23 protein-coding genes and 1 pseudogene are annotated in these 22,094 nt (G+C 58.0%); 15 read left to right on the top strand and 9 right to left on the bottom strand.

What is annotated here, in order from left to right; all coding sequences use genetic code 11:
• Position 1: 1 nt before the first annotated feature.
• The 5 genes from U5A05_RS19515 to U5A05_RS19495 form a co-directional block, all read right to left on the bottom strand.
• Entirely contained in the window at positions 2-1,024 is a 1,023-nt protein-coding gene (locus U5A05_RS19515) for an SIS domain-containing protein (RefSeq protein ID WP_321834431.1), read from the bottom strand.
• On the bottom strand, positions 1,005-2,111 hold the full coding sequence (nagA, locus tag U5A05_RS19510; RefSeq protein ID WP_321834430.1) for an N-acetylglucosamine-6-phosphate deacetylase: 1,107 nt from the start codon (positions 2,109-2,111) through the stop codon (positions 1,005-1,007). Before nagA ends, U5A05_RS19515 begins: the two co-directional genes overlap by 20 nt.
• 33 nt (positions 2,112-2,144) lie before the next feature.
• On the bottom strand, positions 2,145-2,876 hold the full coding sequence (locus U5A05_RS19505; protein WP_261739516.1) for a GntR family transcriptional regulator: 732 nt from the start codon (positions 2,874-2,876) through the stop codon (positions 2,145-2,147).
• 272 nt (positions 2,877-3,148) lie between these two features.
• Positions 3,149-3,715, bottom strand: a complete 567-nt coding sequence (locus tag U5A05_RS19500) for a L,D-transpeptidase family protein (RefSeq protein ID WP_321834428.1) — start codon at positions 3,713-3,715, stop codon at positions 3,149-3,151.
• A 35-nt stretch (positions 3,716-3,750) separates the two neighbouring features.
• A complete protein-coding gene (locus U5A05_RS19495; protein WP_261739514.1) occupies positions 3,751-4,308 on the bottom strand; it encodes an NUDIX hydrolase in 558 nt (185 codons plus the stop codon).
• A gap of 146 nt (positions 4,309-4,454) precedes the next feature.
• Between U5A05_RS19495 and U5A05_RS19490 the strand changes: the two genes are divergently transcribed.
• The 5 genes from U5A05_RS19490 (at position 4,455) to purT (ending at position 7,795) form a co-directional block, all read left to right on the top strand.
• Complete coding sequence (locus tag U5A05_RS19490; RefSeq protein WP_261739513.1) at positions 4,455-5,057, top strand: CoA pyrophosphatase; 603 nt, start codon at positions 4,455-4,457, stop codon at positions 5,055-5,057.
• 131 nt (positions 5,058-5,188) lie between these two features.
• Positions 5,189-5,713: a gamma carbonic anhydrase family protein gene (locus U5A05_RS19485; RefSeq protein ID WP_261739512.1), complete on the top strand. Its 525-nt coding sequence runs from the start codon at positions 5,189-5,191 to the stop codon at positions 5,711-5,713.
• Positions 5,710-5,913 carry a DUF1289 domain-containing protein gene (locus tag U5A05_RS19480; RefSeq protein WP_261739511.1) on the top strand — a complete coding sequence of 68 codons (204 nt, stop codon included), beginning with the start codon at positions 5,710-5,712 and terminating at the stop codon, positions 5,911-5,913. Before U5A05_RS19485 ends, U5A05_RS19480 begins: the two co-directional genes overlap by 4 nt.
• 153 nt (positions 5,914-6,066) lie before the next feature.
• The gene (locus tag U5A05_RS19475) at positions 6,067-6,528 is read left to right on the top strand and encodes a VUT family protein (RefSeq protein ID WP_261739510.1); all 462 of its coding nucleotides are present in this window, start codon (positions 6,067-6,069) and stop codon (positions 6,526-6,528) included.
• Positions 6,529-6,613: 85 nt separating this feature from the next.
• A complete protein-coding gene (gene purT, locus U5A05_RS19470; RefSeq protein WP_321834424.1) occupies positions 6,614-7,795 on the top strand; it encodes a formate-dependent phosphoribosylglycinamide formyltransferase in 1,182 nt (393 codons plus the stop codon).
• A 107-nt stretch (positions 7,796-7,902) separates the two neighbouring features.
• On the opposite strand, the gene U5A05_RS19465 is transcribed toward purT, so the two are convergent.
• The 3 genes and pseudogenes from U5A05_RS19465 to U5A05_RS19455 all read right to left on the bottom strand — a co-directional run bounded on the left by U5A05_RS19465 (position 7,903) and on the right by U5A05_RS19455 (position 11,081).
• Complete coding sequence (locus U5A05_RS19465; protein WP_321834423.1) at positions 7,903-9,219, bottom strand: MFS transporter; 1,317 nt, start codon at positions 9,217-9,219, stop codon at positions 7,903-7,905.
• Between the two features lie 158 nt (positions 9,220-9,377).
• Positions 9,378-10,241 (bottom strand): annotated as a pseudogene (locus U5A05_RS19460) (transporter associated domain-containing protein); the annotation flags it as partial.
• Positions 10,242-10,268: 27 nt separating this feature from the next.
• The gene (locus tag U5A05_RS19455) at positions 10,269-11,081 is read right to left on the bottom strand and encodes a cytochrome C assembly family protein (RefSeq protein ID WP_261739507.1); all 813 of its coding nucleotides are present in this window, start codon (positions 11,079-11,081) and stop codon (positions 10,269-10,271) included.
• Positions 11,082-11,289: 208 nt separating this feature from the next.
• Between U5A05_RS19455 and ffh the strand changes: the two genes are divergently transcribed.
• From ffh to U5A05_RS19425, 6 genes are all read left to right on the top strand, one after another.
• Positions 11,290-12,666, top strand: coding sequence for a signal recognition particle protein (ffh, locus tag U5A05_RS19450; protein WP_261739506.1), 1,377 nt, complete (start codon positions 11,290-11,292; stop codon positions 12,664-12,666).
• A gap of 249 nt (positions 12,667-12,915) precedes the next feature.
• The gene (rpsP, locus tag U5A05_RS19445; RefSeq protein WP_095036762.1) at positions 12,916-13,167 is read left to right on the top strand and encodes a 30S ribosomal protein S16; all 252 of its coding nucleotides are present in this window, start codon (positions 12,916-12,918) and stop codon (positions 13,165-13,167) included.
• Positions 13,168-13,172: 5 nt separating this feature from the next.
• Positions 13,173-13,712: a ribosome maturation factor RimM gene (gene rimM, locus U5A05_RS19440; RefSeq protein ID WP_048363294.1), complete on the top strand. Its 540-nt coding sequence runs from the start codon at positions 13,173-13,175 to the stop codon at positions 13,710-13,712.
• A 2-nt stretch (positions 13,713-13,714) separates the two neighbouring features.
• Positions 13,715-14,467, top strand: coding sequence for a tRNA (guanosine(37)-N1)-methyltransferase TrmD (trmD, locus tag U5A05_RS19435; protein ID WP_003440270.1), 753 nt, complete (start codon positions 13,715-13,717; stop codon positions 14,465-14,467).
• 45 nt (positions 14,468-14,512) lie between these two features.
• A complete protein-coding gene (gene rplS, locus U5A05_RS19430) occupies positions 14,513-14,863 on the top strand; it encodes a 50S ribosomal protein L19 (RefSeq protein WP_003440273.1) in 351 nt (116 codons plus the stop codon).
• A gap of 95 nt (positions 14,864-14,958) precedes the next feature.
• Positions 14,959-15,369 carry an acyl-CoA thioesterase gene (locus U5A05_RS19425; protein ID WP_261739505.1) on the top strand — a complete coding sequence of 137 codons (411 nt, stop codon included), beginning with the start codon at positions 14,959-14,961 and terminating at the stop codon, positions 15,367-15,369.
• A 118-nt stretch (positions 15,370-15,487) separates the two neighbouring features.
• On the opposite strand, the gene U5A05_RS19420 is transcribed toward U5A05_RS19425, so the two are convergent.
• The gene (locus tag U5A05_RS19420; protein WP_321834415.1) at positions 15,488-17,287 is read right to left on the bottom strand and encodes a cation:proton antiporter; all 1,800 of its coding nucleotides are present in this window, start codon (positions 17,285-17,287) and stop codon (positions 15,488-15,490) included.
• Positions 17,288-17,407: 120 nt separating this feature from the next.
• Here U5A05_RS19420 and xerD point away from each other — a divergent pair, with 120 nt between their 5' ends.
• The 4 genes from xerD (at position 17,408) to thrC (ending at position 22,084) form a co-directional block, all read left to right on the top strand.
• Positions 17,408-18,304, top strand: coding sequence for a site-specific tyrosine recombinase XerD (gene xerD / locus U5A05_RS19415; protein ID WP_321834414.1), 897 nt, complete (start codon positions 17,408-17,410; stop codon positions 18,302-18,304).
• A gap of 137 nt (positions 18,305-18,441) precedes the next feature.
• Positions 18,442-19,173, top strand: coding sequence for a thioredoxin fold domain-containing protein (locus U5A05_RS19410; protein ID WP_261739502.1), 732 nt, complete (start codon positions 18,442-18,444; stop codon positions 19,171-19,173).
• Positions 19,174-19,309: 136 nt separating this feature from the next.
• The gene (locus U5A05_RS19405; protein ID WP_261739501.1) at positions 19,310-20,614 is read left to right on the top strand and encodes a homoserine dehydrogenase; all 1,305 of its coding nucleotides are present in this window, start codon (positions 19,310-19,312) and stop codon (positions 20,612-20,614) included.
• 60 nt (positions 20,615-20,674) lie between these two features.
• Entirely contained in the window at positions 20,675-22,084 is a 1,410-nt protein-coding gene (gene thrC, locus U5A05_RS19400; RefSeq protein ID WP_261739500.1) for a threonine synthase, read from the top strand.
• The last annotated feature ends 10 nt before the right edge of the window (positions 22,085-22,094 follow it).

The raw sequence follows: 22,094 nt of genomic DNA, 5'->3' as shown, positions 1-22,094 counted from the left end.
CTCAGTGGGTACGGGTCACTTTGCTCAAGAAGCGCGGCTGATCGGGGTCCAGCCCTCGGGCTTCGGCCAAGGCTGCGGCCATCACATAGAAGCTTTGGATCGCCAGGATCGGGTCCAGGTCCGGGTGCGCTGCCTGGCTCAAGGTCAGGTCGCGTTCGGCCACGTCATCGGGTGCCGCCAGCAATACACGGGCGCCGCGTTGGCGCATGTCGCGGGCCAGGGTCAGCAAGCCTGCCTGCTCCACGCCACGCGGGGCGAAAATCAGCAGCGGGTAATTTTCGTCAATCAGGGCCATGGGCCCGTGGCGCACTTCGGCACTGCTGAAGGCTTCTGCCTGCAGCGTCGAAGTTTCCTTGAATTTAAGCGCCGCTTCCTGGGCAATGGCGAAGCCTGCGCCCCGGCCGATCACCAGCAGTCGCTGGGCGTCGCGCAGGGTGTCGATGGCTTTGCTCCAGTCCTGTGTACAGGCGTCGCGCAGGCCTGCGGGCAGGAGGTTGCCGGCTTCGAGCAGGGCTTGGTCATTGGCCCAGTGCGCAACCAGCCTGGCGCTGGCGCTCAGGGTGGCGATAAAGCTCTTGGTCGCGGCGACACTGTGTTCGGCGCCAGCACACAAGGGCAGGGTGTACGCGCTGGCGTCTGCCAGCGGTGAGTGTTCGGCATTCACCAGCGCTACGCTCAAGGCGCCGCGTTCGCGCAGCAAGCTCAGGCTGTCGATGATGTCGGGGCTTTGGCCAGACTGGGAAAAGGCAAACACCGCCTGGCCTTTCACCCGCAGTGGTGACTGGCGCAAGGTCACCACTGACATCGGCAACGACGCCACGGGCACGCCCAGGTGCTGCATGGTCAGATAGGCAAAGTAACTGGCGGCATGGTCAGAGCTGCCGCGGGCGAGGGTCATGGCCACATCGGGCGGATTGGCCCGCAGTTCGCGTGCGAGGTCGGTCAGGGCCGGGTCGAGATTGAGCAGTTGGCATTCGACGGCTTTACACGCGGTTTGGGCCTCTTCAAGCATTTTGGAAGTCAAGCGCTTCTCCTTCGACCATGACGGCAGTGATGTTCAATGAGCGATCCAGGCGCACGCAGTCAGCCCAGCTACCGGGCTGTAAGCGCCCGCGATCTTCAAGGCCGAGGTAATCGGCCGGGAACTGCGACAGACGCTGCGAGGCTTCGGCCAGCGGCAGACCAATTTTCACCAGATTGCGCAGCGCCTGATCCATCGTCAGGGTGCTGCCTGCCAACGTGCCATCCGCCAGGCGCACGCCGCCCAGGCACTTGGTGACGGTGTGGCTGCCCAGCTGGTATTCACCATCGGGCATGCCGGTGGCAGCGGTCGAGTCGGTGACGCAGTACAGGCAAGGGATCGCTCGCAAGGCGGCACGGATGGCGCCGGGATGCACGTGCAACAAGTCAGGAATCAACTCGGCAAAGCGCGCATGAGCCAGGGCCGCGCCCAGAATGCCGGGCTCGCGGTGATGCAGCGGGCTCATGGCGTTATACAAATGGGTAAAGCTGCTGGCACCGGCATCCAGTGCGGCCACGCCCTCTTCATAACTGCCCAGGGTGTGGCCCAGTTGCATGCGAATGCCGCGGGCGCTGAGTGTGCCGATCAGTTCGATATGCCCGGCAATTTCAGGCGCTATGGTGATGACCTTGATCGGCGCCAGGTTCAGGTAATCCTCGACTTCGGCCATCAGTGCGGTGTGCGCAAAGTTGGGTTGTGCCCCGAGTTTGCCAGGGTTGATAAACGGGCCTTCGAGATGCACGCCGAGGACGCGGGCGCAGCCGCTCGGGCGAGTTTGGCAAAAGTCACCGAGGGCGCCGAGCACGCGGCTGATGTCGTGATTCGGCGCGGTCATGGTGGTTGCCAGCAAGGCCGTGGTGCCAAAGCGCAGATGGGTACGGGTGATGGTGTCGAAGGCTTGCGCCCCTTGCATGATGTCTTTGCCGCCACCGCCGTGAACGTGCAAGTCGATAAAACCGGGCAGCAGGTACGGCAAATCGTTATCTGCCGGGTTGCAGGGGCTGCCTTCGATGCCGACCACTTTGCCGTTTTCGTGGCGCAGGTAGCCGCGAACCCAGCCGTGGGCCGTGAGGATGTTGTCTTCGAGCATGAGCAGCCCTCTGGGCGTGGTGTCGAGTCAGGGTTAGCGGCGCAGTTCCGCCACGAAGTCGTAGTAGTCGTTGCGGCAATAGGTGTCAGTGACTTCGATGGGCGTGTTGTCTTCGAGGTAGCCAACCCGGGTCATCAACAGCATGGCGGTGCCAGGCTCAATGCCGACCAGGGTCGCGAATTCAGGCGAAGCGTTGATCGCCTGAATATGTTGAAGGGCGCGGACCACCGGTTTGCCGATGCTGTCCAGGTACTCATAGAGTGAGTCACCAATCACCTGTGGCTGCGGGATCAGAGAGGCGGGCAGGGCGCTCATCTCGATCGCCATGACAGTCTCATCGGCTTTGCGCAGGCGCTTGAGCCGCGCGACTTTATCGGTGGGCGACAGCGCCAGGCGAATCAGCTCTTCGTGGGTCGGCTGGGTAATTTCACGCTCTAGCCAGTGTGAGCTTGGGGCAAAACCTTTGAGCCTGAGCATTTCGCTGAAACTTGAAAGTCGCGACAACGGCTGTTCCAGGCGCGGCGTGATAAAGGTGCCCGAGCCTTGGCTGCGGCGGATCAAGCCTTGCTCGAACAGTACTTCCAGGGCTTTGCGGGCTGTCACCCGGGACAGGCCCAGCTGTTCGCTCAGGCTGCGTTCCGAAGGCAAGGCCTGCTCGGCTTTCCAGACGCCGGCGTGAATCGCGGCTTCCAGATTTCGGGCCAGTTGCAGGTACAGCGGCGTGGCCAGGGTGTCGTCCGGGCGTAGAGCCAGAAGAGTGTTCATGGGCGGTGCATCCGATGCGGTTATTAGGGTTTTGTCGCTCGGTAATGTGGCGAAAGTAATACCACTTCAATACCAAGTCAACGCGAGAATAATCACTATTCCCAGCATTAAGAGGGTGTTGTTCGGCTGAAAATATCTTTGGTGTTTAAGTGGTATTAGCGGTGCGCGGAAGGCGCTGAGAAGTTGCGGGCCCAGTCGGGCCCGGCGGGATGCAAAGGTATTAGACGTGGGGAAGAGGGAGTGGCGAACAACGACTGAAAATTATTTTTTGCTTACGGGCGGATTTCAACCATCGTGCCGTCTTTGACCAGGTTCCAGACTTCACGCATTTCGTAGTTTTTCATTGCGATACAACCATCGGTCCAGTCCAGGGTATGGAACAGCTCTTCGGGGTTGTCTTCGCTGTCTGGCGTGCCGTGGATCATGATCATCGAACCCGGGTTTACGCCCTCACGTCGGGCTGTCGCCGCGTCGCTGATATTGGGGTAGTTGATATGCATCGCCAGGTTGAACTTGTCGCTTTTTTTACGCCAGTCGACCCAATACATCCCCTCAGGGGTGCGCTTGTCGCCTTCACGCATTTTTGCCCCCTTGGGTTGCTTGCCCAAGGAAATACGGTAGGTCTTGATCGGTTTGCCATCGCTGATCAGTTGCAGCTTGCGGGCGGACTTGAGTACCAGGACCTTGTCGATGCTTTTCCCGGCATGGATCGGCTGTGCTGACGGGGTTGACTGGAGTACCTGATTTTTATCGACGGGTTTTCCGTTTACGGTTATGACAACAGAAGCTTGGCAAGTAACGGCAAATGACAGGCAAAGAGCAGCGAGCAACCAACGCATTAGAGGGATATTCCTGAGGTACAAGGCAAACAGCATTATTGTTGGGGTTTATCAAGGCTGGCCAAAGGCGCTACAGCCTCGCTGCGCACAGGGTAGGTGGCACCAGGGCGGTCAGCGAAAAAGCATTCTAAGGTACGGCTGACCGTGCGAAAAGCCAGCTCTGACCAAGGGATGTCTGCTTCTTCAAACAGCCGGACCTCAAGGCTTTCTTCGCCTGCTGCAAAGTCGAGGCTTTGCAGCTCGGCGCGATAGAAAATATGCACCTGATTAATGTGCGGCACATCGATCAGGGTGTAGATATTCAGGTTTTCAACGATGGCACAGGCTTCTTCGAGGGTTTCGCGTCGGGCTGCGTTTTCTACCGTTTCACCGTTTTCCATAAACCCTGCGGGCAGGGTCCAGTAACCCTTGCGCGGTTCAATGGCGCGCCGGCACAGCAGCACTTGTGTGCCCCAGGTGGGCAGGCAACCGGCAACGATATTGGGGTTTTGATAGTGGACAGTGTTGCAGTGGTCGCAGACATAACGCAGGCGCGAATCGCCTTGCGGGATATGTTGGCTGACGGAGTGGCCGCACAGGTTGCAAAATTTCATGCTGTGGTCTCTGGGTACTGCGCCTATCTTGGGGGGTTAGACGGGGTCGCGGCAAGTGCAGCATTACGGGCTGCGACACTGCGGTGCTTGGGTGCCCCGGGCAATTTGGTGCATGATGCCCGATAAGTGACGGATCGAGATGACCTATGCTGGACGAGCTGCTTGGCCGTGTGAGCCGCTACACCCCCCGCACGCTGGAAACAGAACGCAACTTCCCGGAGGCGGCCGTGCTGTTGCCGGTGACACGCAGTGCTGAGCCCGAACTGATTCTGACCCTGCGCGCCAGCGGGTTGTCGACCCACGGCGGTGAAGTGGCTTTCCCCGGAGGGCGCCGCGATCCCGAAGACCCGGACCTGGTATTTACCGCTCTGCGTGAAGCCGAAGAAGAAATCGGCTTGCCGCCGGGGCTGGTCGAAATTATCGGTCCGCTCAGTCCCTTGATCTCATTGCACGGTATTCGGGTGACACCATACGTCGGTCTGGTGCCGGATTACGTTGAGTATCTGGCCAACGATGCCGAAATCGCCGCCGTGTTCAGTGTGCCGCTGGAGTTCTTTCGTCAGGACCCGCGTGAGCACACCCATCGCATCGATTACCAAGGGCGCAGCTGGTATGTGCCGAGCTACCGTTTTGGCGTCTATAAAATCTGGGGGCTCACGGCAATCATGATTGTTGAACTGATGAACCTGCTCTACGACGACGTCAATATCAACCTGCATACCCCGCCTGAACGTTCCATTCCAATTTAGGCTCTGTACGAAATATATCTGCGCTCGGTTATGCTGCGTTGAAAACAGGCTCGCCTAACCTTCGCTCGAAAACATGTCATACAGACCCTAGAGCCGTCAGCAGACGGCCACGCCTGCCTTGAGGACATCCCATGAAATACCGTCTGGGCGACTCGCTCGTCGAAACCCATCCCGACAGCTGGACTGCTCCCAATGCCACCCTGATCGGCAAGGTGCGCCTGGAGGAGGGTGCCAGCGTCTGGTTTAACGCTGTGTTGCGCGGTGATAACGAGTTGATCCTGATTGGCAGGCACAGCAACGTGCAAGATGGCGCGGTGATGCATACCGACATGGGCTATCCGCTGACGTTGGGTACGGGTGTGACCATTGGTCATAACGCCATGCTGCATGGCTGCACGGTGGGCGATTACAGCCTGATCGGGATCAATGCGGTGATCCTCAATGGCGCCAAAATCGGCAAGCACTGCATCATTGGCGCCAATTCGCTGATCGGCGAGGGCAAGGAGATTCCGGACGGTTCGCTAGTCATGGGATCGCCGGGCAAGGTGGTCCGCGACCTGACCGAGGAGCAGAAAAAACTGCTGGAGGCCAGCGCGGCTCACTATGTGAAAAACGGCCAGCGTTATGCGCGTGATCTGAAGGTGCAAGAGCAATGAGTGATACCGAGCGCCCGGTCGCCTCACCCTGCGTGAATATTTGCGCACTGGACGATGATGATGTGTGCAGCGGCTGCCAGCGTACCGTGGCAGAAATTACCCGATGGAGCCGCATGACTAACCCCGAGCGCCGTGAGGTGTTAGCGCTATGTCATGAGCGGGCCAAATCCAGTGGTGTGGTGTGGATGTTGGGGCGCTAACCTGTAGTCGCTGACGAGGTACGAGGCTGCGATGAGCTGCGCAGCCGCCCCTTTAAGGCCCTTCGGGCCTTATCGCAGCCTGCGGCAGCGGCTACAAAATCCTGACCGACTCAAGTACCCTGTGCGCCTTCTCTAGAGGTGTCGCCCGCTACCATGCTGTTTCTTGTCGCTTATATCGCCAGCGTTGTGCTGATCAACTTCGCGTTTTCCACGGCGCCGCATCTGGACATCATCTGGTCAGCCTGGGGCGGGCTGGTGTTTGTGTTGCGCGATATGGTGCAAACCCGCTTCGGCCACGGCGCCCTGTTGGCCATGCTGGCGGCGCTGGTGCTGTCGTACATCACCTCCGACCCTTCGATTGCCCTGGCCAGCGCCACAGCGTTCGCCGTCTCCGAATGTATCGACTGGCTGGTGTTCAGCATCACCAAGCGGCCCTTGCACGACCGCTTGTGGATCAGCTCTGCGCTGAGTATCCCGATTGATACCTTTATTTTCTTCGGCATGATCGATGCGTTTACTCCTGGCGTGATCATTACCGCCATGGCGTCGAAATTCGCCGGTGTCACCTGTGTATGGCTGGCAATGGCCTGGCGTTTGCGTAAAGCCGCCGTTTAGTCATGTAAAATACTGGCCTTTGTATCCCCCTGCAGGCGCAAGCTTTGCGCGCGCCTTCGATGATTTGTTTCCTTGAGGACCTGAAATGACCCGTATCGGAACTCCACTGTCGCCGACCGCGACCCGCGTATTGCTGTGTGGCTGCGGTGAGCTGGGCAAAGAAGTTGTCATCGAATTGCAGCGTCTGGGGGTCGAAGTGATCGCTGTCGATCGCTATGCCAATGCACCCGCCATGCAGGTTGCCCATCGCAGCCACGTGATCAATATGCTCGACGGCGCCGCCTTGCGTGCCGTGATCGAAGCAGAAAAACCACACTTTATCGTTCCGGAAATCGAAGCCATCGCCACCGCGACCCTGGTCGAACTGGAAGCTGAAGGTTTCACCGTCATTCCAACCGCCCGTGCCACTTCGCTGACCATGAACCGCGAAGGCATCCGTCGTCTGGCGGCAGAAGAGCTGGATCTGCCGACCTCGCCGTACCATTTTGCCGATACCTTCGAAGACTACAGCGCAGCCGTGCTGGATTTGGGTTTTCCGTGTGTGGTCAAGCCGGTAATGAGTTCGTCGGGCAAAGGCCAGAGCCTGCTGCGCAGCGCTGACGATGTAAAGGCTGCCTGGGACTACGCGCAAGAAGGCGGTCGTGCGGGTAAGGGCCGGGTCATCGTTGAAGGCTTTATCGACTTCGACTACGAAATCACTCTGCTGACCGTGCGCCATATCGGTGGCACCACCTTCTGTGCTCCGGTCGGTCACCGTCAGGAGAAGGGCGACTATCAGGAGTCCTGGCAGCCGCAGGCCATGAGCCCGATTGCTCTGGCCGAGTCCGAGCGTGTGGCCAGGGCCGTTACCGAGGCGTTGGGTGGTCGTGGTCTGTTTGGCGTTGAGTTGTTTATCAAGGGCGATCAGGTGTGGTTCAGCGAAGTATCGCCGCGTCCGCACGATACCGGTCTGGTGACTTTGATTTCTCAGGACCTGTCGCAATTCGCGCTGCATGCGCGGGCGATTCTGGGCTTGCCGATCCCGTTGATCCGTCAGTTCGGGCCTTCGGCTTCGGCGGTGATTCTGGTTGAGGGGCAATCGACCCAGACCGCATTCGCCAACCTGGGCGCGGCTCTGAGCGAGCCGGACACGGCCTTGCGCCTGTTCGGCAAGCCAGAGGTCAACGGCCAGCGCCGCATGGGCGTGGCGCTGGCGCGGGATGAGTCGATTGAGGCTGCGCGGGCCAAAGCGACCCGTTCTGCCAAAGCCGTAGTTGTAGAACTGTAAAAAACTTGTGGGAGCGGGCTTGCTCGCGATTGCAGCGCCTCGGTTCATCCGATGTTCCGAGTTGTCCGAATCGCGAGCAAGCCCGCTCCCACAGGTTGAGTGTTGCTTCAGGCCACCTTGTTCAGGTCAGCCTCTTTCGTTTCTTTCAGGCACAGCACAGCGATCAGGCTGAGCACGGCTGCGCCCGAAACATACCCGCCAACCCAACTCAAACCGCCCATGCTCACCAGCTTCTGGGCAAAGAACGGGGCCGCCGACGCGCCGACAATTCCGCCCAGGTTGTACGCGGCCGACGCGCCGGTGTAGCGCACGCGGGTCGGAAACAGCTCAGGCAGCAGAGCGCCCATCGGGGCAAAGGTCACACCCATCAAAAACAGTTCGATACACAGAAACAGCGCCACGCCCCAGGTCGAACCCTGGGTGAGCAGAGGTTCCATCAGGAAACCGGACAGGATCGCCAGCACGCCGCCGACAATCAGCACCGGCTTGCGCCCATAACGGTCGCTTGCCCAGGCCGACAAAGGCGTGGCGGCAGCCATGAAGAGCACGGCAAAACACAGCAGGCCGAGGAAGGTTTCGCGGGTATAGCCCAGGGTGGAGACGCCATAGCTCAGCGAAAATACTGTCGAGATATAGAACAGTGCATAGCACACCACCATCGAGGCGGCGCCCAGCAGCATCGGTGCCCAGTACTGGCTGAAGAGTTCGACGATGGGCATTTTCACCCGCTCGTGTTGTGCCACGGCCTTGGCAAACACCGGGGTTTCTTCCAGCTTCAGGCGCACATACAGCCCGACCATCACCAGCACGGCGCTCAGCAGGAAAGGAATGCGCCAGCCCCATGAGCGGAACTGCTCATCGTTCAGGTTCATGGCCAGAATCAGGAACAGGCCGTTGGCCGCCAGAAAGCCGATCGAAGGCCCCAGTTGCGGGAACATGCCATACCAGGCGCGCTTGCCCTTGGGGGCGTTTTCGGTAGCCAGCAGTGCGGCCCCGCCCCATTCGCCACCCAGCCCCAACCCTTGGCCGAAGCGCAGTACGCACAGCAGGATCGGAGCCCAGGCGCCAATCGTGGCGTAGCCCGGCAGTACGCCGATCAGCGTGGTACACACGCCCATCAACAGTAGGGAAGCGACCAGAGTGGATTTGCGCCCAACCCGGTCACCGAAATGGCCAAACAGGAATGAGCCCAGCGGGCGGGCGAGAAAGGCGATACCAAAGGTCAGAAACGCCGACAGCATTTGCGCTGTACCGGAAGTCTGCGGGAAAAATACCGGGCCGATGACCAGTGCCGCTGCGGTGGCGTAGACATAGAAGTCGTAGAATTCGATGGCCGTACCGATAAAACTGGCCGTGGCAACCCGGGTTGCGGAGTTGACCGGCTTGTCGGGCGAGGCTTCGCTGTAAGTAGTACTGGAGGTCATACGCATATCCCTGACAGTTATGAGCTCGTTTACCGTTATCAGCTATTTCGGCGGATATGGCAGAGCGTTTTTTATGGTCGTTTAGCCCGAAGGGCTGGGGTGTAGGCGCAATGATTATAGGGAGGCCTTGCAAAATGTAACAAGGCCTTGCGCGGCGATTAAACCGCGGGTTTGACGCTGTTGTGCCAGATAAGCACACGGCTGACACGGTTATCTTCGGTCTGGAGGATCTCCAGGCGATAACCGCCGATTTTCAGGCATACCGTGGTTTCCGGGATGGTTTCCAGCGCTTCTGTAACAAGCCCGTTGAGGGTTTTTGGGCCGTCGCACGGCAGGTGCCAGCCCAGTGCCTTGTTCAGTTCGCGGATGGAGGCGGCGCCATCGATCACATAACGGCCGTCGGGCAGGGGGTCGATATGCGGGTTGCTGACGTCTTGCTCGTCCTCGAACTCGCCGACGATCTCTTCGAGAATGTCTTCAAGGGTGACGATGCCGAGCACCTCGCCGTACTCATCGACCACTACGCCCAGGCGGCGCTGCTGCTTGTGGAAATTCAGCAGTTGCAGTTGCAGTGGGGTGCTTTCGGGGATGAAGTACGGTTCGTGACAGACCGCCAGTATTGCCTCTTTGGTCAGGCTGGCGTCGGGCAACATATGCTGGATATGACGGGTGTTGAGGATGGCTTCGACTTGATTGATGTCGTTATGAAACACCGGCAGGCGCGTGCGCTCGGTGCTGCGCAATTGCTCTATAAGCTCTTCGATCGGATCGTCGAGGTTGAGGCCCTCGACTTCGCTGCGCGGGATCAGGATGTCATTGACCGTGATGTTGTCCAGCGCATGGATGCTGGAGAGCAGGTGCGGGCGGCTGTTGGGTTGCTCGCCGTGTTGCTGGGGATCTTCGTCTTGCGGTTGCAGGGCTTCTGCGCGGCGGGCCGCTGAGCCACTTTTGCCGAGAAAATAGCCGGCAAGTATCCCGACTCCTGCGATCAACAGCGCCGAGACTGCGAGAATCGGCCCGGGGGGCAAGCTATCCATAATTATCGCCCGTCAGATATGCAGAATGTATTCACGAACCAGCTTGCTGCCAAAGTAGGCGAGCATCAGCAGGCAAAACCCGGCAAACGTCCAGCGGATGGCTTTGTGGCCGCGCCAGCCGAGGTGGTAGCGACCCCACAGCAGTACGCTGAATACGATCCATGCCAGGCAGGCCAGCAAGGTTTTGTGCACAAGATGTTGGGCGAACAGATTGCCCAGGAACAGCCAGCCGGAGATCAGCGACAGCGAGAGCAGTGACCAGCCAGCCCACAGGAAGCCGAACAGCAGGCTTTCCATGGTCTGCAGTGGCGGAAAGTTCTTGATCAGACCTTTGGGGTGTTTGTGCTTGAGCTGATAGTTTTGCAACGACAGCAGCAACGCCTGGAACACCGCAATGGTGAACATGCCATAGGCCAGGATCGACAGCAGGATATGCGCCAGGATGCCGGGCTCTTCATTAATAACCTGGACCGTGCCTGGCGGGGCGAACTCGGACAGCAGTACCGTCAACATGCCCAGCGGATATAAAAGCAGCAGGAGGTTTTCGACCGGTATCCGTGCGCAGGCAACCAGCGTCACCGTGATGACGGCCACGGCAATCAGGCTGGCAGCACTGAAGAAGTCCAGTTCCAGACCCGCCGGGGTCATCAGGTGGGTAAACAGGCTGGTAGCGTGGGCGAGGACGGCAAGAATGCCGAGCGTCACCAACAGGCGTTTGTTTGCCTTGGCGCCCTGGCGCAGGCAAGTGCCTTGATAGAAGGTCGCAGCGGCGTACAAGCAGGCGGCGGCGAGGCTGGGTAGCAAGCTGGGTGACAAGGGGAGCATAAATCCTGTTAGGCAAGCCCGAAAGGGCTGAGTTTGGCATACAACCGCCCATGCACGAAAGACCACATAAGCCGACGGCAAGGTGTCGGACACGGCCAGTCTTCGCTATAATCCGCGACCTGCCCACGCCGCAGGCTCGCCGAGCATCAGTTTTACACGGGCTGGGCCGCAATAACCCCGGTCTACTTTGGGCCTGAAAGGATCGCGCATGTTTGAAAATTTAACCGACCGTCTCTCGCAGACGCTGCGCCATGTCACCGGCAAGGCCAAGCTGACCGAGGACAATATCAAAGACACCCTGCGTGAAGTGCGCATGGCGTTGCTGGAAGCCGACGTGGCTTTACCGGTAGTCAAAGACTTCGTCAACGCGGTCAAAGAGCGCGCTGTGGGCACAGAAGTGTCGCGCAGCCTGACGCCTGGCCAAGCGTTTGTGAAGATTGTGCAGGCTGAGCTTGAAAGCCTGATGGGCGCCGCCAACGAGGATCTGGTCCTCAATGTCACGCCGCCTGCCGTTGTATTGATGGCCGGTTTGCAGGGTGCGGGTAAAACCACCACCGCCGGCAAGCTGGCGCGCTTCCTTAAAGAGCGCAAAAAGAAAACCGTAATGGTGGTTTCGGCTGACGTTTATCGTCCGGCCGCGATCAAGCAGCTGGAAACCCTGGCTGCTGAAGTGGGCGTTACGTTCTTCCCGTCCGATATCAGCCAAAAGCCGGTAGACATCGCTCGCGCAGCCATTGCTGAAGCCAAGCTGAAGTTTATCGACGTGGTGATTCTCGATACTGCGGGTCGTCTGCATATCGACGCCGAGATGATGGCCGAGATTCAGGAGTTGCACGCGGCGGTCAAGCCTGCGGAAACCCTGTTTGTGGTCGACGCCATGACCGGCCAGGATGCCGCCAACACGGCCAAGGCCTTTGGCGACGCGTTGCCGCTGACCGGTGTGATCCTGACCAAGGTCGACGGTGATGCCCGTGGTGGTGCCGCGTTGTCCGTGCGTGCAATCACTGGCAAGCCGATCAAGTTCATCGGTATGGGCGAGAAGAGCGATGCTCTTGAGCCTTTCCACCCGGATCGTATTGCCTCACGCATCCTGGGCATGGGCGACGTGCTCAGTCTGATCGAGCAGGCCGAGCAGACCCTCGATAAAGATAAAGCCGACAAGCTGGCTAAAAAGCTTAAAAAAGGCAAAGGCTTCGACCTCGAAGACTTCCGCGACCAACTGCAACAGATGAAGAACATGGGCGGCCTTGGCGGTCTCATGGACAAACTGCCGAACATGGGTGGCGTCAATCTGGCGCAAATGGGCAATGCCCAGGGCGCGGCAGAGAAGCAGTTCAAGCAAATGGAAGCCATCATCAACTCCATGACCCCGGCCGAGCGCCGCGACCCTGATCTGATCAGTGGTTCGCGCAAACGCCGGATTGCCATGGGTTCCGGCACTCAGGTGCAGGACATCGGCCGCTTGATCAAGCAGCACAAGCAGATGCAAAAGATGATGAAAAAGTTCTCCACCAAAGGTGGGATGGCCAAAATGATGCGCGGCATGGGCTCGATGATGCCCGGCGGCGGCATGCCAAAAATGTAATTTACCTGCCCGAGCGCTTGCGTTCGGGCAACTCGCAGCAATGCGAGACACCCGGCAAACCCGCACTGTGCGGGAGCTGACCTGTCGCCATTCGTGGCGACCTTGTTGCAAGTCTGTAGGGTATGCCGGTAGGCGCCTGAAAAAGACATTTGCAAAAGTCCGGATATTCCTTAGAATATGCGGCCTTTCGGGCACCTATGCCCGCTGTGCCTTTAGATTTGCAGCACCGACTACAGGAACGATGTTCACATGCTAACAATCCGTCTTGCCCTTGGCGGCTCCAAAAAGCGCCCGTTTTACCACTTGACCGTTACCGATAGCCGTAACCCACGTGACGGTTCCCACAAGGAACAAATTGGCTTCTTCAACCCGGTTGCCCGTGGTCAAGAAGTTCGTTTCTCCGTTAAAGAAGACCGCCTCGCCTACTGGCAGAGCGTTGGTGCAACCATGTCTGAGCGTGTTGCTCAACTGGTTAAAGAAAACGCTAAGGCTGCGGCCTGAGCAATATGAGCGTGACGCCTGAAACTGCTGATGATTTGATCGTTATCGGCAAAATCTACTCGATTCACGGCGTGCGCGGCGAAGTGAAGGTTTATTCCTTTACGGATCCAATTGATAACCTGTTGGACTACAAAAAGCTGACGCTTCGGCGCGGTAATGATGTGCGACAGGCAGAGCTGGTCAGTGGCCGTTCTCATAACGGCAAGTTTCTGGTTGTAAAGCTCAAGGGTCTCGATGACCGTGACGAAGCTGGTCTTCTTCGCGAATTCGAAATCTGCGTGCCGCGTAACCTGTTTCCTGAACTGACCGACGGCGAGTACTACTGGTACCAGCTGCAGGGACTGAAAGTGACCAACCTTGAAGGGCAATTGCTCGGCAAGATTGTTGATCTGATGGAAACTGGCTCGAACGATGTCATGGAAGTCAAACCTTGCCCAGGTAGCCTGGATGATCGCGATCGCTTGTTGCCCTATACAGAGCAATGCGTGCTGAGCGTCGACCTTGCAGCTGGCGAGATGAAGGTGGATTGGGATGCGGACTTCTAAGCGTGGCTAAATTGCGCGTAGAAGTGATCAGTTTGTTTCCCGAAATGTTTTCCGCTATCAGCGACTACGGCATCACTAGTCGTGCGGTGAAACAAGGGCTCTTGCAGCTTACTTGTTGGAACCCGCGAGACTACACAACGGATCGACATCACACTGTGGACGATCGCCCATTTGGCGGTGGCCCGGGCATGGTGATGAAGATCAAGCCTCTGGAAGATGCACTGGTTCAGGCCAGAGAAGCAGCCGGAGAGGCGGCGAAGGTTATTTACCTGTCGCCCCAAGGCCGTCAACTGAATCAGTCGGCGGTACGCGAACTGGCGAATGAGGAAGCATTAATCCTCATTGCAGGTCGTTATGAAGGCATTGACGAGCGTTTTATAGACGCTTATGTCGATGAAGAGTGGTCGATTGGTGACTATGTACTCTCTGGTGGCGAGCTGCCGGCGATGGTTCTGATTGATGCGGTTACACGACTGCTGCCTGGAGCTTTAGGGCATGCGGACTCCGCGGAGGAAGATTCCTTCACGGATGGTTTGCTGGATTGCCCGCACTACACCCGACCGGAGGTGTATGCGGATCAGCGTGTTCCCGACGTATTGCTTAGTGGCAATCATGCACACATCCGGCGTTGGCGTTTACAGCAGTCCCTTGGGCGGACCTTTGAACGACGCGCCGATCTTCTGGAAAGCCGCTCGCTTTCTGGAGAAGAGAAGAAGCTGCTCGAGGAATATATCCGCGAGCGGGACGATAGTTAACAACGTATCGATGGTAGATCAGTTGATCTACCTTAGGAGCACAGCATGACTAACAAAATCATCCTTGCACTCGAAGCAGAGCAGATGACTAAAGAGATCCCTCCTTTTGCCCCGGGCGACACCATTGTCGTTCAGGTGAAAGTGAAGGAAGGCGATCGTTCGCGTCTGCAAGCTTTCGAAGGTGTAGTGATTGCCAAGCGTAACCGTGGCGTGAACAGTGCTTTCACTGTTCGTAAAATCTCCAACGGTGTTGGCGTAGAGCGTACTTTCCAGACCTACAGCCCGCAAATCGACAGCATGGCAGTGAAACGTCGCGGTGACGTTCGCAAAGCCAAGCTGTACTACCTGCGTGACCTGTCCGGTAAAGCAGCTCGCATCAAGGAAAAACTGGCTTAAGTCCAGCTTCCCGATGCAGAAAAAAGCAGCCTTCGGGCTGCTTTTTTGTTGCCTGAAATTTGTCATACCTTTGTCCAGTTGTAGGTAGTAAAAGCATGACTTTGCGTGAGCAAGAGATTCAACGCCGTACCGAATTGTCCGTTACCCGTATTACCAAAGCGGTATTCCCCTCGACCACCAATCATCACAACACACTGTTTGGCGGCACTGCGCTGGCCTGGATGGACGAAGTATCGTTTATCGCGGCGACTCGTTTTTGCCGTTTGCCGCTGGTGACTGTTTCTACCGACCGGATTGATTTCAACCACCCGATTGCAGCGGGCTGCATCGTTGAGTTGGTAGGGCGTGTGGTCAAAGTCGGCAATACCAGCCTCAAGGTTGAGGTTGAGGTGTATGTCGAAAGCATGAGCTGCGACAGTCGTGAGCTGGCGATCCAGGGCGTGTTCAGCTTTGTCGCCATCGATGACAACAAGCGCCCGGTGCCGGTATTGCCGCAAAACTTGTAGCGGCTGCCGTAGGCTGCGCTAAGGGCCGAAGGGCCTTCGTTTACGGGGGCGCAGCGCAGCCCATCGCAGCCATCGTTCCTCGGCAGCGGCTACAGGTTTTGTGTCGTCTGCTTTCGTCTCAGGCCTCCCGCCTGATCAACGCCAACAGCGTCCAGCCGGTTCCCGGTTTCAGTTCGCTGTCAGGTGTCACCACATGCACCCAGCCACTGTTGTCGCGGGCGAACAGCAGGGTCAGACGCTTGCCGTGCAGGGCCTGGTAATCCTCCCAAGTAAAGTTGTCGGTCAGGTTCGTGCTGTACAACTCGGCACCTTGGCTCAACTCGCTGGCCAGTTGGCCATAGGTCAGCGCGGGGCTGCCCAGCGCTTGCCCGCGGTACTCATGACTGGCGCGATGCTTGTCGGTACGGCGGTTTTCCTGGCCATTGGTTAATGCAAACAGGCGCTGAGGTCCGAACTCGTGGTGAAAACGTACCGCTGCCAGCGTATTCAGCTCGCCAGATGGCGACAGTGCGAGCAAGTACCCCAAGCCCACCAGATCAAGATGAGTTTCGGCATGCTGTGAGGCCGGATTACCAAAGTAAGTGGGCAGGTTTTCCATGCGGGCGGCGCGAATATTTTCCCAGTTGGAGTCCGTCAACAGGACGCGGCTGCCCAACTGCTGCAGTGCTTTGCCAATCACTCGCGCCGGGCCATTGGCCCCGACGATCAAAAAGCCGCTGGGTGCGGGCTCTGCCACTTTCAGCAGGCGGGCCAGAGGGCGCGCCGTGGCGCTTTGCAGCACCACGGTGCCAATGATCACCGCAAACGTAAGGGGCACCAGCAGCAGCGCGCCTTCATGGCCTGCTTCATCCAGGCGGATAGCAAAGATCGCGGAAACGGCGGCTGCAACAATCCCGCGAGGAGCGATCCAGGCCAGCAGTGCGCGTTCACGCCAGTTCAGTTTTGAGCCCAAGGTTGAGAGCGCAACGTTCAGCGGCCGAGCAATGAGCTGAATGATCAGCAGTAACACCAGTACCGCAGGCCCAAGGCCAATCATGGCGTTCAAGTCCAGGCGCGCCGCCAGCAAAATAAACAGGCCCGAGATCAGGAAGATGCTCAGATTCTCCTTGAAGTGCAGGATGTTGCGCACATCCACACCTTTCATATTGGCCATCCACATGCCCATCAAGGTGACCGCCAGCAGGCCGGATTCGTGCATCACCTCATTGGCGCCAATAAATACGGCCAATACCCCCGCCAGTGTGGCCAGGCTTTGCAGGTATTCCGGCAGCCATTGGCGGCGCACGATGTGGCCCATGATCCAGCCACCCACGATGCCGAACAGGCTGCCGCACACAATCACCCCGGCGAAGGTCAGCAGGCTGTGACTCAGGCCCTCACCTGTGGCGCTGGCGATGATAAAGCTATAAACCACCACCGCGAGCAGCGCGCCAATCGGGTCGATGACGATGCCTTCCCAGCGCAGTATGTTGGCAATTGAGGCCTTGGGCCGCACCACGCGCAGCATCGGTACAATCACCGTCGGCCCAGTGACCAGTGTCAGCGTCCCGAAAAGCAATGCCAACAGCCAGTCGAAGCCCAGCAGCCAGTGTGTGGCCAGGGTAATTACAGCCCAGGTAGAGAGCGCGCCGATGGTCACCAGCCGGTGCACGACGGTGCCAATTTCGCGCCACTCGGACAGATGCAGGGTCAGGCTGCCTTCAAACAGAATCAGCGCTACTGCCAGAGACACCAAGGGCATCAGCAGGGGGCCAAACAGTTCTTGAGGGTCAAGCCAGCCCAGTACAGGGCCGACCAGAATGCCGGTCAGCAGTAAAAACAGAATGGCCGGCAGCTTCAGTCGCCAGGCCAGCCACTGGGAGCCCAAGGCTGCAATGCCGATACCGCCGAAAGACAGCAAAATCTGTTGTTCGGTCATAAGGTTATCCTGTGAAAACTTATGGTTTATGGCATCTGCCAGCCATGAAAGACTAGCGGCCACTTTTGCAGTTCACTTTTTATTTGTGCGTAGCCTTTGGTCTGCGCGTTTCGAGAGCTAATGCCAGCTATAGACGACCCACTTATCGACCGTTTTCTGGATGCCTTGTGGTTGGAAAAAGGCCTGTCGGACAACACCCGCGACGCTTATCGCAGTGATTTGGCCTTATTCAATGGCTGGCTGCAGGAACGCGACATTGCGCTGATCAATGCCGGACGCGAATTGATCCTGGATCACTTGGCCTGGCGTCTGGAGCAGGGGTACAAACCTCGGTCAACGGCGCGTTTTCTGTCCGGGGTGCGTGGCTTCTATCGTTACTTACTGCGAGAAAGGCTGATTAGCGTCGATCCGACGTTGCAGGTCGATATGCCGCAGTTGGGCAGGCCGTTGCCTAAGTCGCTGTCAGAGGCTGACGTTGAAGCGCTGCTCGCTGCGCCCGATCTGAGCGAGGTTATCGGTCAACGGGATCGGGCGATGCTCGAAGTGCTGTATGCCTGCGGCCTGCGGGTCACCGAGTTGATCAGCCTGACCCTGGAGCAGGTCAATCTGCGCCAGGGGGTATTGCGGGTGATGGGCAAGGGCAGCAAGGAGCGTCTGGTGCCGATGGGAGAGGAGGCCATCGTCTGGGTCGAGCGTTACATGCGTGATGCCCGGCATGAGTTGCTCGGCGGTCGCCCCAGTGATGTGTTGTTCCCCAGCCAGCGCGGTGAGCAAATGACTCGCCAGACTTTTTGGCACCGCATCAAGCATCAGGCCAAAGTCGCGGGGATCGACAAGTCGCTGTCGCCCCATACCTTACGTCATGCTTTCGCCACCCATTTGCTCAACCACGGCGCCGATTTGCGAGTGGTGCAAATGCTGCTGGGCCACAGTGACCTGTCCACAACGCAGATTTACACCCATGTCGCCCGTGCTCGTCTGCAAGACTTGCACGCCCGCCATCACCCGCGTGGCTAGGTGTCTTGTGTCAGTCAGAGTCGGTCATGCAAGTCATCTGTGGTAGGCTTTGCCGGTTTAGAAAGTGCGCCGCCCAAACCCGCTGTTTCAGGACGGGTGCTGAGATTTGGCCGCTTTGTCCGTCTTCAGGAGTTCCCATGCGTGTGACCCAAATTTTTGCCGCCGCAGCCATTGCGTTGGTCAGTACGTTCTCGTTCGCCGATACCGGCGCCGAGCAAGCTATTCGCAAGAGCCTTGAAACACTGCAACTGGATGTTCCGGTCGAGAGCATCAGCGCAAGCCCGATGGCTGGCCTGTATGAGGTCAAACTTAAAGGCAGCCGCGTGCTGTACGCCAGTGCCGATGGACAGTTCATCGTTCAAGGCTATATGTTTCAACTCAAGGACGGTAAGCCGGTCAACCTGACCGAGCAGGCCGAGCGTGTTGGCGTCGCCAAGTTGATCAATGGTATTCCGGTTGCAGAAACCGTTGTTTACCCTGCAATTGGCGAAACCAAGTCGCACATCACGGTATTTACTGACACTACCTGTCCTTATTGCCACAAATTGCACGCCGAAGTCCCGGAACTGAACAAAATGGGGATTGAAGTGCGCTATGTTGCGTTCCCACGTCAGGGTCTTGGTTCTCCGGGCGACCAGCAGTTGCAAGCGGTCTGGTGCTCCAAGGACAAGAAAGGCGCGATGGACAAAATGACTGATGGCAAAACGGTCGAGGCGCCAAAATGCGCCAACCCGGTTGCCAAGCAGTTTGCGATGGGCCAGTCCATCGGAGTAAACGGCACGCCAGCCATTGTTTTGGCTGACGGTCAGGTAATTCCGGGTTATCAGCCTGCTGCACAGGTTGGCAAGCTGGCACTCAGTGTTAAATAATCCTGCGTCGTCACGGTAAGCCTTTGACGATCATGGCGGGGCAGTTCCACTGCCCGGCTATTAATAGAGAACCGTGGTGATCCACGGTTGTTTTCCACGGCCGACCTTGAGTCGGCCGTTTTATGGGGAGTTCAGCGTGAATCCGGTCAAAGTAGGTATCTGTGGGCTCGGGACCGTCGGTGGCGGCACCTTCAACGTACTAAAGCGTAACGCCGAGGAGATTGCTCGCCGTGCCGGGCGTGGTATCCAGGTTGCGCAAATTGCAATGCGTACGCCAAACCCTCAGTGCGACATTACCGGTACCCCCATTACCAACGATGTCTTCGCTGTTGCGACCAACCCTGAAATCGACATTGTTATCGAGCTGATTGGCGGTTACACCATCGCCCGTGAGCTGGTGCTCAAAGCCATCGAAAACGGCAAGCACGTGGTCACTGCCAACAAGGCGCTGATTGCCGTTCACGGCAATGAAATTTTTGCCAAGGCTCAGGAAAAGGGCGTGATCGTCGCGTTCGAAGCTGCCGTTGCAGGCGGCATTCCAGTAATCAAGGCGATTCGTGAAGGCCTGTCGGCCAACCGCATCAACTGGGTGGCGGGCATCATCAATGGCACCGGTAACTTCATTCTCACCGAGATGCGCGAAAAAGGCCGTACCTTCGAAGACGTGCTGGCTGAGGCGCAAGCGCTGGGTTACGCCGAAGCGGATCCGACGTTCGATGTTGAAGGTATCGATGCGGCACACAAACTGACGATTCTGGCGTCGATTGCCTTCGGCATTCCGCTGCAGTTTGACAAGGCCTACACCGAAGGCATCACCAAACTGACAACCGCGGATGTGAATTACGCAGAAGCCTTGGGCTATCGCATCAAACACCTGGGCGTTGCGCGCATTACTCCCAACGGTATCGAGTTGCGTGTGCACCCGACGCTGATCCCGGCTGACCGTCTGATCGCCAATGTGAATGGCGTAATGAACGCAGTAATGGTCAATGGTGACGCTGCCGGTTCGACCCTGTTCTACGGTGCTGGCGCTGGCATGGAGCCGACCGCTTCGTCAGTGATTGCCGACCTGGTTGATGTGGTTCGCGCCATGACCAGCGACCCTGAAAACCGCGTACCGCACTTGGCCTTCCAGCCGGACTCGCTGTCGGATCACCCGATTCTGCCGATCGAGGCCTGCGAAAGCGCCTACTACTTGCGCATCCAGGCTAAAGATCACCCTGGTGTGTTGGCTCAAGTGGCCAGTATCTTGTCCGAGCGTGGCATCAATATCGAATCGATCATGCAGAAAGAAGTCGAAGAGCACGACGGTCTGGTGCCAATGATCCTGCTGACCCATCGTGTTATCGAGCAGCACATCAACGATGCCATTGCGGCGCTTGAAGCGTTGCAGGGTGTAGTGGGCCCAGTGGTTCGTATCCGCGTTGAACACCTAAATTAATTGATGGCGCCAAGCGGCAGGCTCCAAGCCGCTTGGCGCTCAAACCGAAGGTTTGAAGACATGCGCTATATCAGCACCCGTGGCCAGGCACCGGCCCTGAATTTTGAAGATGTATTGCTGGCCGGTCTGGCCAGTGATGGCGGTTTGTATGTACCGGAAAACCTGCCGCGTTTTACCCAGGAAGAAATCGCTTCCTGGGCAGGTTTGCCGTACCACGAGTTGGCGTTTCGGGTGATGCGCCCGTTTGTTGCCGGCAGCATCCCGGACGCGGACTTCAAAAAGATTCTCGAAGAAACCTACGGTGCGTTTTCCCACGCAGCGGTAGCGCCACTGCGCCAGCTCAATGGCAATGAATGGGTGCTTGAACTGTTCCACGGCCCGACCCTGGCGTTCAAGGATTTCGCCCTGCAACTGCTCGGTCGTTTGCTTGACTACGTGTTGGAAAAACGTGGCGAGCGCGTAGTCATTGTCGGTGCGACTTCCGGTGATACTGGCTCGGCTGCGATTGAAGGCTGCAAGCATTGCGAAAACGTCGATATTTTCATCCTGCACCCCAATAACCGGGTGTCGGAAGTGCAGCGTCGCCAGATGACCACACTGTTCGGTGACAACATCCATAACCTCGCCATCGAAGGCAACTTCGATGACTGCCAGGAAATGGTCAAGGCCAGCTTCGCCGATCAGGGTTTCCTCAAGGGCACGCGCCTGGTTGCCGTGAACTCGATCAACTGGGCGCGAATCATGGCCCAGATCGTTTACTACTTCCATGCAGCCCTGCAACTGGGCGGGCCGCACCGTTCCGTGTCGTTCTCGGTGCCTACCGGCAACTTTGGCGATATTTTTGCGGGCTACCTGGCACGCAACATGGGTCTGCCGATCAACCAGTTGATCGTTGCCACCAATCGCAACGACATCCTGCATCGTTTCATGAGCGGCAATCAGTACGCCAAGGACACCCTGCACGCGACCCTGTCGCCGTCGATGGACATCATGGTGTCATCGAACTTCGAGCGTCTGTTGTTCGACCTTCACGGTCGCAATGGCGCGGCAGTTGCCGGCCTGATGGATACCTTCAAGCAAACCGGTAACTTCAGCGTTGAAGATGACCGCTGGACCGAAGCGCGTCGCCTGTTCGATTCGCTGGCGGTGGATGATGAGCAAACGTGCGAAACCATCGCTCAGGTATTTGCCGAGAGCGGCGAAGTGCTGGACCCGCACACTGCCATCGGTGTGCGTGCCGCCCGCGAATGCCGTCGTAGCCTGGATATTCCAATGGTTATCCTGGGCACTGCGCACCCGGTCAAGTTCCCTGATGCGGTTGAACAAGCAGGCATAGGAAAAACCCTTGAACTGCCGTCGCACCTTTCTGACTTGTTTGAACGAGAGGAGCGCTACACGGTGTTGGCCAATGACCTCAAGGCTGTTCAGGCCTTTGTCAGCCAGCATGGCAATCGCGGCAAGGCCCTTTAAAGGCATTCGT

Origin of the sequence: Pseudomonas kulmbachensis (assembly GCF_963681935.1) — a bacterium.
Classification (GTDB): Bacteria; Pseudomonadota; Gammaproteobacteria; order Pseudomonadales; family Pseudomonadaceae; genus Aquipseudomonas; species Aquipseudomonas kulmbachensis.
The sequence above is the reverse complement of the archived record's forward strand: the minus strand, read 5'-3'. Positions and strand labels throughout refer to the sequence as shown.